Source organism: Cyanobium sp. Alchichica 3B3-8F6 (assembly GCF_024346435.1).
Lineage (GTDB): Bacteria > Cyanobacteriota > Cyanobacteriia > PCC-6307 > Cyanobiaceae > Cyanobium_A.
The window spans coordinates 47800-60632 of the sequence record NZ_JAGQCZ010000014.1; the positions used below are offsets into that span (position 1 = coordinate 47800).

The 12833-nt window shown below is 66.3% G+C and carries 12 protein-coding genes; 7 read left to right on the forward strand and 5 right to left on the reverse strand.

The features are described 5' to 3' along the window. Nucleotides 1-53: 53 nt before the first annotated feature. Genes KBY65_RS11450 through KBY65_RS11460 form a run of 3 tightly spaced genes read left to right on the forward strand, consistent with a single transcriptional unit; the run spans nt 54 to nt 4986 of the window. Nucleotides 54-1571, forward strand: coding sequence for a bifunctional orotidine-5'-phosphate decarboxylase/orotate phosphoribosyltransferase (locus KBY65_RS11450; RefSeq protein ID WP_094561404.1), 1518 nt, complete (start codon nt 54-56; stop codon nt 1569-1571). Nucleotides 1572-1613: 42 nt separating this feature from the next. Next, complete coding sequence (locus KBY65_RS11455) at nt 1614-1829, forward strand: DUF3136 domain-containing protein (RefSeq protein WP_094561403.1); 216 nt, start codon at nt 1614-1616, stop codon at nt 1827-1829. A gap of 40 nt (nt 1830-1869) precedes the next feature. Beyond that, entirely contained in the window at nt 1870-4986 is a 3117-nt protein-coding gene (locus KBY65_RS11460) for an efflux RND transporter permease subunit (protein WP_255001649.1), read from the forward strand. On the opposite strand, the gene KBY65_RS11465 is transcribed toward KBY65_RS11460, so the two are convergent. The 4 genes from KBY65_RS11465 to KBY65_RS11480 all read right to left on the reverse strand — a co-directional run bounded on the left by KBY65_RS11465 (nt 4952) and on the right by KBY65_RS11480 (nt 9805). Further along, nucleotides 4952-5716 (reverse strand): ion channel, encoded by a 765-nt coding sequence (locus tag KBY65_RS11465; protein WP_158217074.1) that lies wholly within the window; start codon nt 5714-5716, stop codon nt 4952-4954. The genes KBY65_RS11460 and KBY65_RS11465 overlap by 35 nt on opposite strands. Nucleotides 5717-5726: 10 nt before the next feature. Continuing rightward, nucleotides 5727-6626, reverse strand: coding sequence for a ferredoxin:protochlorophyllide reductase (ATP-dependent) iron-sulfur ATP-binding protein (bchL, locus tag KBY65_RS11470; protein ID WP_254987629.1), 900 nt, complete (start codon nt 6624-6626; stop codon nt 5727-5729). 227 nt (nt 6627-6853) lie between these two features. Then, nucleotides 6854-8488 carry a ferredoxin:protochlorophyllide reductase (ATP-dependent) subunit B gene (locus KBY65_RS11475; RefSeq protein ID WP_255001650.1) on the reverse strand — a complete coding sequence of 545 codons (1635 nt, stop codon included), beginning with the start codon at nt 8486-8488 and terminating at the stop codon, nt 6854-6856. 51 nt (nt 8489-8539) lie between these two features. Continuing rightward, nucleotides 8540-9805: a ferredoxin:protochlorophyllide reductase (ATP-dependent) subunit N gene (locus KBY65_RS11480; protein WP_254987631.1), complete on the reverse strand. Its 1266-nt coding sequence runs from the start codon at nt 9803-9805 to the stop codon at nt 8540-8542. 151 nt (nt 9806-9956) lie between these two features. Here KBY65_RS11480 and KBY65_RS11485 point away from each other — a divergent pair, with 151 nt between their 5' ends. Beyond that, entirely contained in the window at nt 9957-11090 is a 1134-nt protein-coding gene (locus tag KBY65_RS11485) for a potassium channel family protein (RefSeq protein ID WP_094561397.1), read from the forward strand. 15 nt (nt 11091-11105) lie between these two features. Here the strand turns inward: KBY65_RS11485 and KBY65_RS11490 are convergent, their stop codons facing one another. Then, the gene (locus KBY65_RS11490; protein WP_094561396.1) at nt 11106-11270 is read right to left on the reverse strand and encodes a Nif11-like leader peptide family natural product precursor; all 165 of its coding nucleotides are present in this window, start codon (nt 11268-11270) and stop codon (nt 11106-11108) included. Nucleotides 11271-11432: 162 nt separating this feature from the next. Here KBY65_RS11490 and KBY65_RS11495 point away from each other — a divergent pair, with 162 nt between their 5' ends. The 3 genes from KBY65_RS11495 (at nt 11433) to KBY65_RS11505 (ending at nt 12728) form a co-directional block, all read left to right on the forward strand. Next, nucleotides 11433-11783: an RNA recognition motif domain-containing protein gene (locus KBY65_RS11495; protein WP_255001651.1), complete on the forward strand. Its 351-nt coding sequence runs from the start codon at nt 11433-11435 to the stop codon at nt 11781-11783. Between the two features lie 134 nt (nt 11784-11917). Then, nucleotides 11918-12514: an esterase/lipase family protein gene (locus KBY65_RS11500; RefSeq protein ID WP_094561394.1), complete on the forward strand. Its 597-nt coding sequence runs from the start codon at nt 11918-11920 to the stop codon at nt 12512-12514. A 19-nt stretch (nt 12515-12533) separates the two neighbouring features. Next, a complete protein-coding gene (locus KBY65_RS11505) occupies nt 12534-12728 on the forward strand; it encodes a glycosyltransferase (protein ID WP_255001652.1) in 195 nt (64 codons plus the stop codon). Nucleotides 12729-12833 lie beyond the last annotated feature (105 nt).

Genomic DNA, 12833 nt, shown 5'->3' on the forward strand with positions numbered 1-12833 from the left:
CCGCGCCAGGGCTGTCGGCTGGCTTAGCAACAGGCCCAGGCAGCCTGCGGGCGATGGGCTTCTTCGTTCAACTCACCGACGCCATCGCCGATCGCCAGTCGCTACTGGTGACAGGGCTGGACCCCAACCCGGAGATGCTGCAGAGCTGGGCCGCCCGCCGCGGACTGGCCGGACGCTCCTTCCTCAGCCAGGCTCGCCACTGGATCAAGGCGGTGATCGAGGCCACCGCACCCCACGTGTGCGCCTACAAACCCAGCCTCGGCTTCTACCAGGCCCTCGGGCCGGTAGGCCTGGAGCTGCTGCTTGAGGTGCGCGACCTGGTGCCCCGCGATCTCCCCCTGATCGTCGATGCCAAGCACGGCGATCTCAACTCCTCCTCCGCCCTGGCCCATTATTTGTTCAAGGAGCTCGGGGCCGATGCGGTCACCCTGTCGCCCCTGGCCGGACAGGACATCGCCGCCCCCTTCCTGCTCTACCCGGGCAAGGCCGTGGTGATGACCTGCCACAGCTCCAACCAGGCAGCTCGGGTGATCCAGCACCACCCCAATGAAACCGAGCCGCTTTATGTGCGGATCGTGCGCGAAACCCAGCTCTGGGCCACCCCCGACCAGCTGCTGCTGGAAGTGGGCACCAGCGATCCGGAGATTCTGGCGCGGGTGCGCGCCGAAGCCCCGGAGCGCTTCCTGATCCTGCGCAGCCTCTGGGGGGAGGAGGAAAAGCTCGAGGCCATGCTCGAAGCGGGCTTCACCGCGGCCAGTGACGGGCTGCTGCTGCCCCTGCCCCAAAACCTGCTGGTCGAAGACGACATTGCCCCCCGTGCCGAGGCCCTCAAACACCAGATCACGGCCCGGCGGGAGCGTTGGCTGGAGAGCCGCGCGCAAAGCGAGTCCAGCACCTGCGCACTGTGGTTGCCCAACAGCAGCGATCCGCTCGAAAGCCTGATCGTCGACCTGTTCGACATCGGCTGCCTGTTGTTTGGCGACTACGTGCAGGCCTCAGGAGCCGTTTTCAATTACTACGTCGACCTGCGCCAGATCATCTCCGACCCCAACCTGTTTCACCGGGTGTTGCACGCCTACGCCGGGCTGTTGCAAGAGCTCGACTTCGACCGCATCGCCGGCATCCCCTATGGCTCCCTGCCCACCGCCACCGGCCTGTCGCTGCAACTGCACAAGCCCCTGATCTACCCCCGCAAGGAGGTGAAAGCCCATGGGGCCCGCCGCCTGATCGAAGGGGATTTCGAAGAGGGCGACCGGGTGGTGGTGGTCGACGACATCCTGATCACCGGCGGCAGCGTGCTGGAGGGCATCGCCAAGCTCGAGAGCTCGGGCCTGGTGGTGGAAGACGTGGTGGTGTTCATCGACCACGGCGGCGACCACGGCGGCGACCACGGCGGCGACCACGATCGCCAAGCCCGGGAGCGCCTGGCGGCGGCCGGTTATCGCTGCCATGCCGTGCTGGCCATCGAGCAGATCACCGGGGTGCTGCATCGTGCCGGCCGGCTGAGCGATGCCCAGGCGGCCGTCCTGGGCTCGGGCCACGGCGACAACGGCCGTTCCAGCGCGCCGTAAGGTGAGAAAGCGTCTTTGCCACTCCTGGACGCAACCCGTGAGATGAGCAGTAGCCAGGGACTCACCATCGGGGAACTCGAAGCCAATTATTCGCTCTACTGCAAGGCGCTGCGGCTGCTGCTCAAGGAGGGCAAAACCGTGGCCGCCATTCAACGCACGGTGTGCTGGAGCCGCCTCGAGCAACTGCACATCTGCCTACCGAGCCGCTACAAAGCACCCGATTACCTCTGTGTGGTGCTGAAACGCGATCTGGGCTAATTCATTCGCCTGATTCGCCAGCACGCTCGCTGCGGCGCCGATGAAATCGATCTCCGATCCCTTTCTGCGCCGGCCCGTGCTCACCCTGGTGGTGAGCCTGCTGGTGCTGCTGGGTGGCTTGGTGAGCCTGCCCGCCCTGCAGGTGGAAAACCTGCCGCCGATTGCGCCCGGGCGGGTGACGGTGCGGGCCAACTATCCAGGCGCCAGGCCGGAGGTGGTGGAACAGGGCGTGACCGCCCTGCTCGAGAAGCAATTCAACGGACTGGAGCGGCTCGACAGCATCCGCTCCACCAGCTCCGCCAACGGCAGCTCCATCACCCTGGGCTTTGAGGGCGGCGACCCCGAACTCAACCAGATCAACACCCAGAACGAAGCGGCAGTGGTGACCCGCCAACTGCCGGCGCAGGTGGCCCGCTTCGGGGTGCAGGTGCGGCGCAGCTCCGACGACCTGCTGATGGTGCTGAGCTTCAGTGCCGATCCGACCCTCTACAGCGACACCTTCCTGAGCGGCTGGCTTGACCAGGTGGTTAAGGAGCGGCTGCAGCGGGTGCCTGGGGTGGGGAACGTCACCCTCTCCGGCGGCAACAGCCTGGCCTTCCGCCTCTGGCTCGACCCGGCGCGACTGGAGGAGCGGGGCCTGACGATTGCCGAGGTGCGCACGGCCCTCCAGCAGCAGAACGTGCTGGCGGCCCTGGGCCAGACCGGAGAGGCACCAGCCCCGACCGGCCAGGAGATCACCCTGCCCCTACGGATGGAGGGACGCCTGCGCAGCACGGCGGAGTTTGAACAGCTGGTGGTGGCCCGCAGCGCCAACGGGGGGGTCACCCTGCTGCGCGATGTGGGCCGGGTGAGCCTGGGCAGCGAGACCTACGACACCATCGCCACCAACCTCCAGGGCAGGCCCACGGTGGCCGTGGTGATCTACCAGCGCGATGGCAGCAATGCGATTGCCGTGAGCGAGGCGGTGAATGCCGGCCTCGAGGAGCTGGCGCCCCAGTTTCCGCCGGGGGTTGATCAGCAGCTGATCGTGGATGAGGCCGACTTCGTGCGCGGCAGCATCCAGGGCACCCTCAACAGCCTGCGCGATGCAGTGGTGCTGGTGTTTGTGGTGCTGCTGCTCGGATTGGGCAACAGCCGGCTCGCCCTGATCACCGCCGCAGCGGTGCCCGTGGCCCTGATCGGCTCGCTGAGCGTGCTGAAACTGGCGGGCCAATCGCTCAACACCCTCACCTTGTTTGGTCTCGTGCTGGCCACAGGCCTGGTAGTCGACGACGCCATCGTGGTGAGTGAGGACATCGGCCGACGGCTGGAGGCCGGCAAGCCGCCGTTGCAGGCCGCCCGAGAAGCCATGGCCGAACTGGGCGGCGCCGTGGTGGCCACCTCACTGGTGCTGGTGGTGGTGTTCATCCCGGTGCTGGGGCTTGGCGGCAGCCTCGGCCGGCTCTATGCCCCGATCGCGATCACGATCAGCGGCGCCATCGCCTTCTCCACCCTCAACGCCCTCAGCTTCACCCCGGTGGCCGGCAGTCGGCTGCTGGGCCCGCAGCAACGGGAACCGGCCTGGTTGCTGCGCTGGATCGATCCACCCCGCCGCTGGCTCGAAAGCCTGGAAACCCCCTATGGCCGCTGGCTGAACTGGGCAATGGCACGCCGGCGCCTGGTGGTAGCCCTGCTGCTGGCGGGTCTGTTGCTCACCGGCGGCGCCCTGCAGACCGTGCCCAAGGCCTTCATCCCCCAGGAAGACAACGGTCAGCTGCGGGGGGTCGTGATCCTGGCCGACGGCCTGGGGCTGCAGCAGACCCAGCGGGTGCTCGACCAGGTGCGCCAGGTGGTGGCCGCTGAGCCCCTGATCACCCGCGCCAATTTCTATGCAGGGCGCTCCTTCGGCGACAGCAGCCCCAACAAAGGCAGCTTCTTCGTGCGCCTGGCGCCAATCGAGCAACGCCGGGGTCCTGAGGCCTCTACACGGGCTGTAGCACGCCGGCTCGATGGCGAGTTGCGTCGCCGCATCAGCAGTGCCGTGGTGCAACTCAGCGAGGCCCCATCTGTGCGGGGCTTCAGCGCCGAAGGGGGGCTGGAGCTCGAACTGCTCGACAGCAGCAACGGCCAACTCAGCCTCTCGGATTTTGAGCAGCAGGCCCAGACCTTCATCCGCGACGTCCGAGCCACCAACCGCTTTGAGCGGGTGTCCACCCGCTTCAGCGCCGGAGCCCCCCTGGTGCAACTGGTGCCCGACCGCCTGCAGATGGCCTCCCTCGGCGTGGATCTGAGCACCGTGGTCGACACCCTCGGCGCCAGCTTCGGCAGCGACTACGTCAACGACAGCTTCGAGAGCGATCAGGTGCGCAAGGTGATCGTGCAACTGGATGGCCAGGCGCGGCGCAGCGCCGAGGATGTGTTGGCTCTGCAGGTGAAAAACCGCGAGGGGCTGCTGATTCCCCTGGCCCAGCTGGTGCGCATCGAGCCGGGCAGCGGCCCCACCTCGATCAACCACACCCGGCTGGTGCGCTCGATCAGCATCCGGGCCCTGCCCCGGCCGGGGGTGAGCAGCGGCCAGGCCATGGCCACCCTGGAGCAGGTGCAGCGGCAACGCGGCAGCGGCACCGATCTGGAGTGGGCGGGCCTGGCCCGGGAAGAAGCGAAGGCGGGCGGCGGCAACATGCGCGTGTTCGCCCTGGCGATCGTGGTGATGGTGCTGGTGCTGGCGGCCCTCTACGGCAACGTTGCCGATCCCTTCATCATCTTGGTGACGGTGCCCCTGGCGATGCTGGGGGCCATCGGCGGCCTGATGCTGCGCGGCCTGCCGCTCGACGTGTATGGCCAGATGGGCCTGCTGGTCCTGGTGAGCCTGGCCGCCAAGAACGGCATCCTGATTGTGGAATTCGCCAACCAGCGCATGGCGGAAGGCCTCGATTTGGACACGGCGATCCGGGGTGCGGCCACCGCCCGCCTGCGGCCGATCCTGCTCACAGCCGTCTCCTCGCTGGCGGGCTTCCTGCCCCTGCTGCTGGCCAGCGGCTTCGGCTCCGGCAGCCGGGTGAGCATCGGCACAGTGGTGTTCTTCGGACTGCTGGTGGCCACCGTGCTGAGCCTGTTCGTGGTGCCAGTGATCTACCGGATGATCAAGGGCTGGGAGCAGGGCTGGCAAGGGGAGTAGGGGGCAGCTCACGCCAGAGAATCTGGCTGGCGTCATACAGATGGGCCGCATGGAACGGGCGCTCCAGGGTGGCGTCCACGCCGCTGAAGCTGATCAGCAAGGCGCCCTCTAGCCCCTGCAACGGCCGCTGCGGATCCAACCGGTGGACGAGGGTGAGCTGCTCCTGCAGGGGCAGGCCATCGGGGAGCTGCAGCGGCAACGGCTCGTACTCGGTGAGCCCCCCGGCACCGGCGTGCTTCCAGACAGCCTGAACCCTGACATCCAGGATCGTGTTGCGGCGCTTGCTGTTCAGGCCGATCAGCAGGGCCGGAGTGCCCTCCACCGAGACAACCTGCACCGTCTCAGCGAAGCGGATGCAGTGGGGCATCCGCGAGAAACGGGCAAAGGAGAGGCCGGTGATCAGGGCCACCAGGATCAGCCCGGCCAGCGCTTCCAGGGTCATCACCACATGCACCCAGTGGCTGAGGGGGTAGATCACCCCGTAGCCGATCGTGGCCATGGTCTCCACGGAGAAGAAAAAAGCCTGAAGCGGCAGAGCCATGCCGCCGGACAGGCCCCCGATCCCCGTCGGGTCAAGCAGGTAAAGGGCCGCAAACAGCAGATGGATCAGCACATAGGCCGCGGTGACCAGCAGCAGAAACTGAGGCCAGCTGGCCTCAATCAGCAGCAGATAGGGCTCCCGCCAGTGGGCCAGCCAGCGCTCGGGAGAATTGGGCTCCGAGATGGGCACGGACCTGGGTTCAATCGAAACCGAGCAGGTCGAAGATCTCGCGATCCTTCAGCGATTCGGCCTCCAGGGGTTCGACATCGTCGAGCATCCGCTGAGCGAGGTTGAGATACTCCTGCTGGACCGCTTCCACTTCCGGTGTGCTTTCCATCTCGAAGATGGTGCACTTCTTCAGACGGGATTTGCGAATCGCATCCACAGTCTTGAAGTGGGCCATGGTGCGCAGGCCTGTGCGGGCATTGAACTTGTCGATTTCGTCGGTCTCCTCGGAGCGGTTAGCGATCACACCGCCAAGGCGCACCTTGTAATTCTTGGCCTTGGCATTGATGGCCTGCATGATCCGGTTCATCGCGAAGATGGAGTCGAAATCGTTGGCCGTCACGATCAGGCAGTAGTGGGCATGCTGCAGCGGCGCAGCAAAGCCGCCGCACACCACATCTCCCAACACATCAAAGATCACCACGTCGGTGTCTTCGAGCAGGTGATGCTCTTTGAGCAGTTTCACCGTCTGGCCGGTGACGTAACCGCCACAGCCCGTGCCTGCTGGTGGGCCGCCAGACTCCACACACATCACACCGTTGTAGCCCTCAAACACGAAGTCTTCGGGCCGCAATTCTTCAGTATGAAAATCAACGGTTTCAAGAATATCGATCACGGTGGGCACCATCTTCTTGGTGAGCGTGAAGGTGCTGTCGTGCTTGGGATCGCAACCGATCTGCAGCACCCGCTTGCCCAGCTTCGAGAAGGCCGCCGACAGGTTGGACGACGTGGTGGATTTGCCGATGCCGCCCTTGCCATACACGGCAAGGACCAGGGCTCCCTCTTCGATCGCCATCGAGGCGTCTTGATGCACCTGAACACTGCCCTCACCATCGGGGCGTGAGAGCTGGGGAGGCGTCAGGGTGGTTGTCATATAGGGGAAAGCGCCAGGTCAACCCCAACGCAAGGAACAGGCTTCAGCCATCCAAACGCTGGCGGGATGCCCACCGAGGGCCAGGCGCGCAAAGCGAAACATCCCAGCCAGATTCATGCGGATCCACACACATGCGCATGGGTGAAAGTACCTAAATCCGGGCAAGCCGCCCCCAGGCTGAGTTCACGGCAGAGATTGAGCCGGAGATTGCCTCGATTCGAAATGATTCAGGAGCTGAAGTGGGCCTTCGCTTCATAAAGAGCTTCGCTGTCGATCACCTCCAGCCCCCGGTCGCGGGCATAGGCCTCGGTGTTCTTGCGCACCTTGCCCCGCACAAAGAAGGGGATCTTGGCCAGCTCCGCCTCACCGTCTGGGCTCCACACCAGCTCACCATGGCCGGGAAGCGCGGTTGCAACCGGAGCCGCCGCGGCCTGGTCACGGGCGGGTTCGGCCTCAGCCGGCCGGGTGGGGGCGCTGGCCCCCTCCAGGTGGCTGAGGTGACCATCCACGAATTCAAAATCGTGCCGGAACATGCCGATCAGGTGCTCCTCCAACCCCATCATCAGCGGGTGCACCCAGGCATCGAATATCACGTTGGCCCCCTCCCAGCCCATCTGGGGGGAATAGCGGGCCGGCACGTCCTGCACGTGCAGCGGCGCGCTGATCACCGCGCAGGGGATGCCGAGGCGCTTGGCGCTGTGGCGCTCCATCTGGGTGCCGAGCACCAGCTCCGGCGCTGCCGCCGCCATGGCCGCCTCCACAGCGAGGTAGTCGTCGCTGATCAGGGCCTCGAGGCCCAGCTCGGCGGCTGCGGCCCGCAGCTCTCGGGCCTGCTCGCGGCTGTAGCTGCCCAAACCCACCACCTGGAAGCCCAGCTCCCGGCTGGCGATCCGGGCCGCCGCGATGGCGTGGGTGGCATCGCCAAAGATGAACACCCGCTTGCCGGTGAGATAGGTGGAATCCACCGAGCGCGAATACCAGGGCAGCCGCGAGCGCCGTTCGGCGGCGCAGGTGCCATCGGCTCCAGGCTGCAGCGCAGCGGGAAGCTCCAGGCCCAGCAGCTGGTGCAACTCCCGCAGGAAACTGGCGGTGGCGCCGATGCCGATCGGCACGGTGCGCACCGTGGCCATGCCGAAGCTGCGCTCCAGCCAGCTGCACACCGAACCCGCCACCTCGGGATAAAGGCACACGTTGGCGTCGGCCGTGGGGATGCGCTGCAAATCGGCGGGGCGGGCGCCCAGGGGCGCCACCACGGCCACCTCGATGCCGTACTCCGCCAGCAGGGCCGTGATCTCGCGCACGTCGTCACGACAGCGAAAACCGAGCAGCGACGGCCCCAGCAGATTCACCCGCGGCCGCCGGCCCTCGTCACGCCAGCGCTGGGGCGAGGGCTTGGCAAAGCCAGGCGAGGGCAGCTGGGCCTTCAGCAGGCCCCACACCAGTTGATAGAGGGTTTCGGCGGCCCCCCAGTTCTCTTTTTTGGAATAGGCGGGCAGCTCGAGATTCACCACCGGAATGCCGCCCAGGTCCATGCCGCCTGCCAGAGCGCCTGGTTGGTCTTGGATCAGCTCGGCGGTGCAGCTCTCGCCCACCAGCAGGGCCTCCGGCTGGAAGCGCGCCACCGCTTCGCTGATCGAGCGCTTCACCAACTCGGCGGTGTCGCCGCCCAGGTCGCGGGCCTGGAAGGTGGTGTAGGTGACAGGCGGGCGCTTGTCGCGCCGCTCGATCATCGTGAACAGCAGGTCGGCGTAGGTGTCGCCCTGGGGGGCATGCAACACGTAGTGCACTCCCTCCATCGATGTGGCGATGCGCATGGCGCCCACATGGGGCGGGCCTTCGTAGGTCCAGAGGGTGAGTTCCATGGGAGGGAAGAACAGGAGGGGGCGGCGGCGGCGGCGGGATGCAGCCGGCGCTCAGGCAAACGACAGGGCGGCGCGACGGCGCAGGGAACGGGCAAACAGCTCGGCCAGATCCCCGGCCTGGTCGCAGCCGTGAATGGGGCTGAACACCAGCTCGATCGACCACTTGGTGGCAATCCCTTCGGCCTCAAGGGGGTTGGCCAGGCCAAGGCCGCACACCACCAGGTCGGGCCGCGCCGCACGCACCCGCTCCAGCTGGCGCTCCACGTCCTGGCCTTCACTGATGCGGGTGCCCTCCGGCAGCAAGGCCAGCTCGGCATCCAGCAGCTGGCGATCCAGGTAGGGCGTGCCCACCTCCACCAGCTCCATGCCGCATTCGCGCTGCAGGAAGCGCGCCAACGAGAGCTCCAGCTGGGAATCGGGCAGCAGGAAGAGGCGTTTACCCGCCAACAGCTCCCGGTGGGGAGCGATCGCCCGGCGGCCCCGCTCCACAAGCGGATCCAACACGGCGGCCACCTGGGCCGGCGCCACACCGAAGGCCTCCGCGCCCGCCGCCATCCAGGCCCGGCTGCCCTCCACCCCGAAGGGATAGGGGGCCGCCAACAGCCGCGCCCCGCGGTTCACCAGGGCGCGCGCCGTATCCGAGAGAAACGGCTGGGCCAACAGCACCCGGGTGCCCGGGCCGATCGGGGGCAACTCGGTGGAGCGCCGCGGCGGCAGGCTCGTGACCACCGGAATCCCCAGGCGGCCAAACAGCTGCACCAGCCGGTCTTCCACCGCATCGGCCAGGGTGCCCACAATCAGCAGCTGATCGACATCGCTGCTGGGCATCAGCGGCACCATCGCCAACAGGGCCTTGTCTTCCCCTTGGGTGAAGGTGGTTTCGATGCCGCTGCCGCTGTAATTGAGCACCTTCACCCGACCGGCCAGCTGGGTGTTGAGCCGCTCGGCAGCCTTGGCCAGATCGAGCTTGATCACCTCGCTGGGGCAACTGCCCACCAGAAACAGGGTGCGAATCTCCGGGCGCCGCACCAGTAGATCCGTCACGAGACGGTCGAGCTCCTCATTGGCATCGGCCAGGCCGGCCAGATCCCGCTCCCCCAGAATCGCGGTGCCGAAGCGGGGTTCGGCAAAGATCATCACGCCGGCGGCGCTCTGAATCAGGTGAGCGCAGGTGCGGGAGCCCACCACCAGAAAAAAAGCATCCGGCATGCGCCGATGCAGCCACACAATCGAGGTGAGGCCGCAGAACACCTCCCGCTGACCGCTCTCTTTGAGCAGGGCAGGATGCCGATCATCAACAACCGAAGATGCGCCCATCCAGGCGAGCTGCGGAAAGAACCTTTCAGGGTTAACGGAGACGTCCGCCGTTCGGTGGACAACGTCACCAAATGTTCGGGATCAACCAGACGGCAACAGGACACTGCCCGTACCCTGAGCCGAGTGATCTGGAGCACCGGGTCCAGATCCCATGCCCAAGCGTCCCTGGCTTTACGCCACCCAAAGACCACCCTCCACGCGCAACCGCAAACCCTGGCGGGCGCCCCTTGCCCTGGCTCTGCTGGTCAACGCTGGCGCCCTCGGCTACCGCCTCAGCGAAGGCTGGGACTGGGGGGACAGCTACTGGATGGTGCTGATCACCCTCAGCACCCTTGGCTTCAGTGATGGCCACACCCAGATCCTCAGCGCCAACGGGCGCCTGGTTACCACCCTGCTCATCCTGGGCGGCCTGGTGGTGGTGCAGATCAGCATCCAGGGCGTGTTGGGGCTGTCTGAATCCGGGTACTTCCGGCGCCTGCGCGAGCGCCGTTTCCGCCGCTGGCTGCAATCCATGCACAACCATGTGATCCTCTGCGGCTACGGCCGCATCGGCCACGAGATCGCCGAACAGCTCACCAGGGAGAACGTTCCCATGCTGGTGGTGGAGATGGACGCCGAGCGGCGGGAAGCCGCCGAAGAGCGTGGGCTTCCAGTGCTGATGGCCGACGCCACCTTGGACGAAACGCTGCTGGAGGCAGGCATCCACCGCTGCCGGGCGCTGGTGGCAGCCCTGCCCAACAACGCCTCCAACCTCTACGTGGTGCTCAGCGCCCGCGGCATCGCGCCCAACTGCCGCCTGATCGCCCGCTCCGACAGTGAAGAAGCTGAGCGCAAGCTGCGCCTCGCCGGCGCCGACCAGGTGGTCAGCCCTTTTGTGAGTGGTGGCCGCACCATGGCAGCCAAGGCCCTGCGCCCCCTGGCCGTGAGCTTCATGGATCTGCTGGCGGGCTCAGGCTGCGAGGTGGAGGAGTTTCTGCTCAGCAGTGATGCTGCTGACCTGGGGCCCCTCAATGGGGCCTCCCTGGCCGACCTCCAACTCGGTGCCCGCACCGGCGCCCTTGTGCTGGCGATCGTGCCCCCCCGACGCAGCGAGGATGGGGCCACCCGCCAATACCGCGGGGCGACTTACAGCCCCGAAGAACCCGAGCTGATCGCCAACCCCAGCAGTGACACCCGCCTGGCACCGGGCCAGACGCTGGTGGTGTTGGGCAGTCAGCCTCAACTCGAGGCCTTCGGCCGGCTACTGGGCCCCGCCCTCAAAAGCGTGGACGTGATGACCAACTAACGGCCGGTTGGCTTGTCAGGCCCGTTGGGCGCGGCTCCAGGACGCCGGGGAAAAGACATGCCCTTGCTCCAGGGCAATCGCCACAACGGCATCAACACTGCCGGCCGCGTCGACCCGGGCCTTGAGGGCCGCATCGGCGTCCACCTTGACCATGAAGGCGGTGAGCTGAGCTTTCGACATGGCAGGGCAGGGCGTGGAGCCCTACATGCCTAGCCAAGATTCGAGGATTCGGTGGCCTGGCCTCGAACGCTGTAGGATTGTTGATGATTCAAAGATTTCTCTCTAGCGAGCTGACCACTTTCTGTTGGGCCGTCGAAGGATCGATTCATAGTTTCTGAGTTCATGACCATTTACGTCGGCAATCTTTCCTTCGATGCAGAAGCGGAAGATGTCCAGCACCTGTTCAGCCAATACGGACAGGTGAGCAAGTGCAGCCTTCCCCTCGACCGCGACACCGGCCGCAAGCGCGGTTTCGCCTTCGTCGAGATGGCCAACGAGGCTGAGGAAACCAAGGCCATCGACGATCTTCAGGACGTCGAGTGGATGGGTCGCGCCATCCGCGTCAACAAGGCCGAGCCCCGCGGCAGTGGCGGTGGTGGTGGTGGCGGTCGCCGCGATTTCGGCGGCGGCGGCGGCTATGGCGGTGGTGGTGGTGGCGGCGGCTACGGCGGTGGCGGCGGCGGCCGTTACTGAGCTTCAGCTCACCTAATTCAGCTCACCTTTTTTGCAGGATTCGGGTTTCGTTCGGATCCCAACGCTGATATCCCAACCGCTCCCCAGGGGGCGGTTTTTTGATGCTGAGCCTGGAAGCTTCCTAGCCTTGGAGCATGGCTACCCACCCCCCTCTGGTACTGGTGCACGGGCTGTGGGATAGCCCCAGGCTGTTCCATCGCCTCCAGCAGACCCTGGGCGATCGGCGGACGCCCCTGCTCATCCCCCACCTGCCCCATGGGCTCGGCAGTACACCGATCCCCCAACTGGCCAGCCAGCTCGGCAGCCACATCGAAGCCGCCTTCGGCCCCGACACCCCCATCGACCTGCTGGGCTTCTCGATGGGTGGGGTCATCGGTCGCACCTGGATCCAGCTGCTGGGCGGCCATCGCCGCACCCGTCGCTTCATCAGCGTGGGCAGTCCGCAGCGGGGCACGCTCACGGCCCAGCCCTGGCCCCGCTGGCTGCTGGCCAGCATCGCCGACATGAAGTGGGGCAGCCCATTGCTGAGCCAACTCAACCAAAACCTCGACGGCCTCCGTGACGTGGAGTGCCACAGCTACTACTGCAGCCGTGACCTGATGGTGCTGCCGGGCTGGCGAGCCGTTCTGCCGGTTGGGCCGCGCGAGGCGTTACCTGTGCGCACCCACCAGCAGCTGATGCGCCATCCGGCGGCCCTGGAGCCCCTGGTGGCCGAGCTGCTGCGCCCATGAGCGAGCCTCCCTGAATGCCATGCCCTCCCCCGATCTCCTGGCCATTTCCCTGCTGGTGCGCTGGCTGCTGGGCTGGTTTCTGTGCCTGCGCATGCCGGCCCTACCCGAATTCACGCCCATAGGGCAGCCCCGGGTGTCGGTTCTGATCCCCGCTCGCAATGAGGCACTCACCCTGCCCCAGCTGCTGGCAGCCCTAGGAGCCTGTCGCACATAACCCCACCGCCTGCTTCTCCACAGACGCTCTCCAATCTGCCCAGATTCCAGTGACAGCAATGGATCTGGGCTGGAGAATGGGACATGAGCAAGCCCAAAACCTTTC

Bases quoted from the DNA above. Each gene is read 5' to 3' on its own strand.
- KBY65_RS11450 (WP_094561404.1), top strand. From the start codon at position 54: ATGGGCTTCTTCGTTCAACTCACCGACGCCATCGCCGATCGCCAGTCG.
- KBY65_RS11455 (WP_094561403.1), top strand. From the start codon at position 1,614: ATGAGCAGTAGCCAGGGACTCACCATCGGGGAACTCGAAGCCAATTAT.
- KBY65_RS11460 (WP_255001649.1), top strand. From the start codon at position 1,870: ATGAAATCGATCTCCGATCCCTTTCTGCGCCGGCCCGTGCTCACCCTG.
- bchL (WP_254987629.1), bottom strand. From the start codon at position 6,626: ATGACAACCACCCTGACGCCTCCCCAGCTCTCACGCCCCGATGGTGAG.
- KBY65_RS11475 (WP_255001650.1), bottom strand. From the start codon at position 8,488: ATGGAACTCACCCTCTGGACCTACGAAGGCCCGCCCCATGTGGGCGCC.
- KBY65_RS11480 (WP_254987631.1), bottom strand. From the start codon at position 9,805: ATGGGCGCATCTTCGGTTGTTGATGATCGGCATCCTGCCCTGCTCAAA.
- KBY65_RS11485 (WP_094561397.1), top strand. From the start codon at position 9,957: ATGCCCAAGCGTCCCTGGCTTTACGCCACCCAAAGACCACCCTCCACG.
- KBY65_RS11490 (WP_094561396.1), bottom strand. From the start codon at position 11,270: ATGTCGAAAGCTCAGCTCACCGCCTTCATGGTCAAGGTGGACGCCGAT.
- KBY65_RS11495 (WP_255001651.1), top strand. From the start codon at position 11,433: ATGACCATTTACGTCGGCAATCTTTCCTTCGATGCAGAAGCGGAAGAT.
- KBY65_RS11500 (WP_094561394.1), top strand. From the start codon at position 11,918: ATGGCTACCCACCCCCCTCTGGTACTGGTGCACGGGCTGTGGGATAGC.
- KBY65_RS11505 (WP_255001652.1), top strand. From the start codon at position 12,534: ATGCCCTCCCCCGATCTCCTGGCCATTTCCCTGCTGGTGCGCTGGCTG.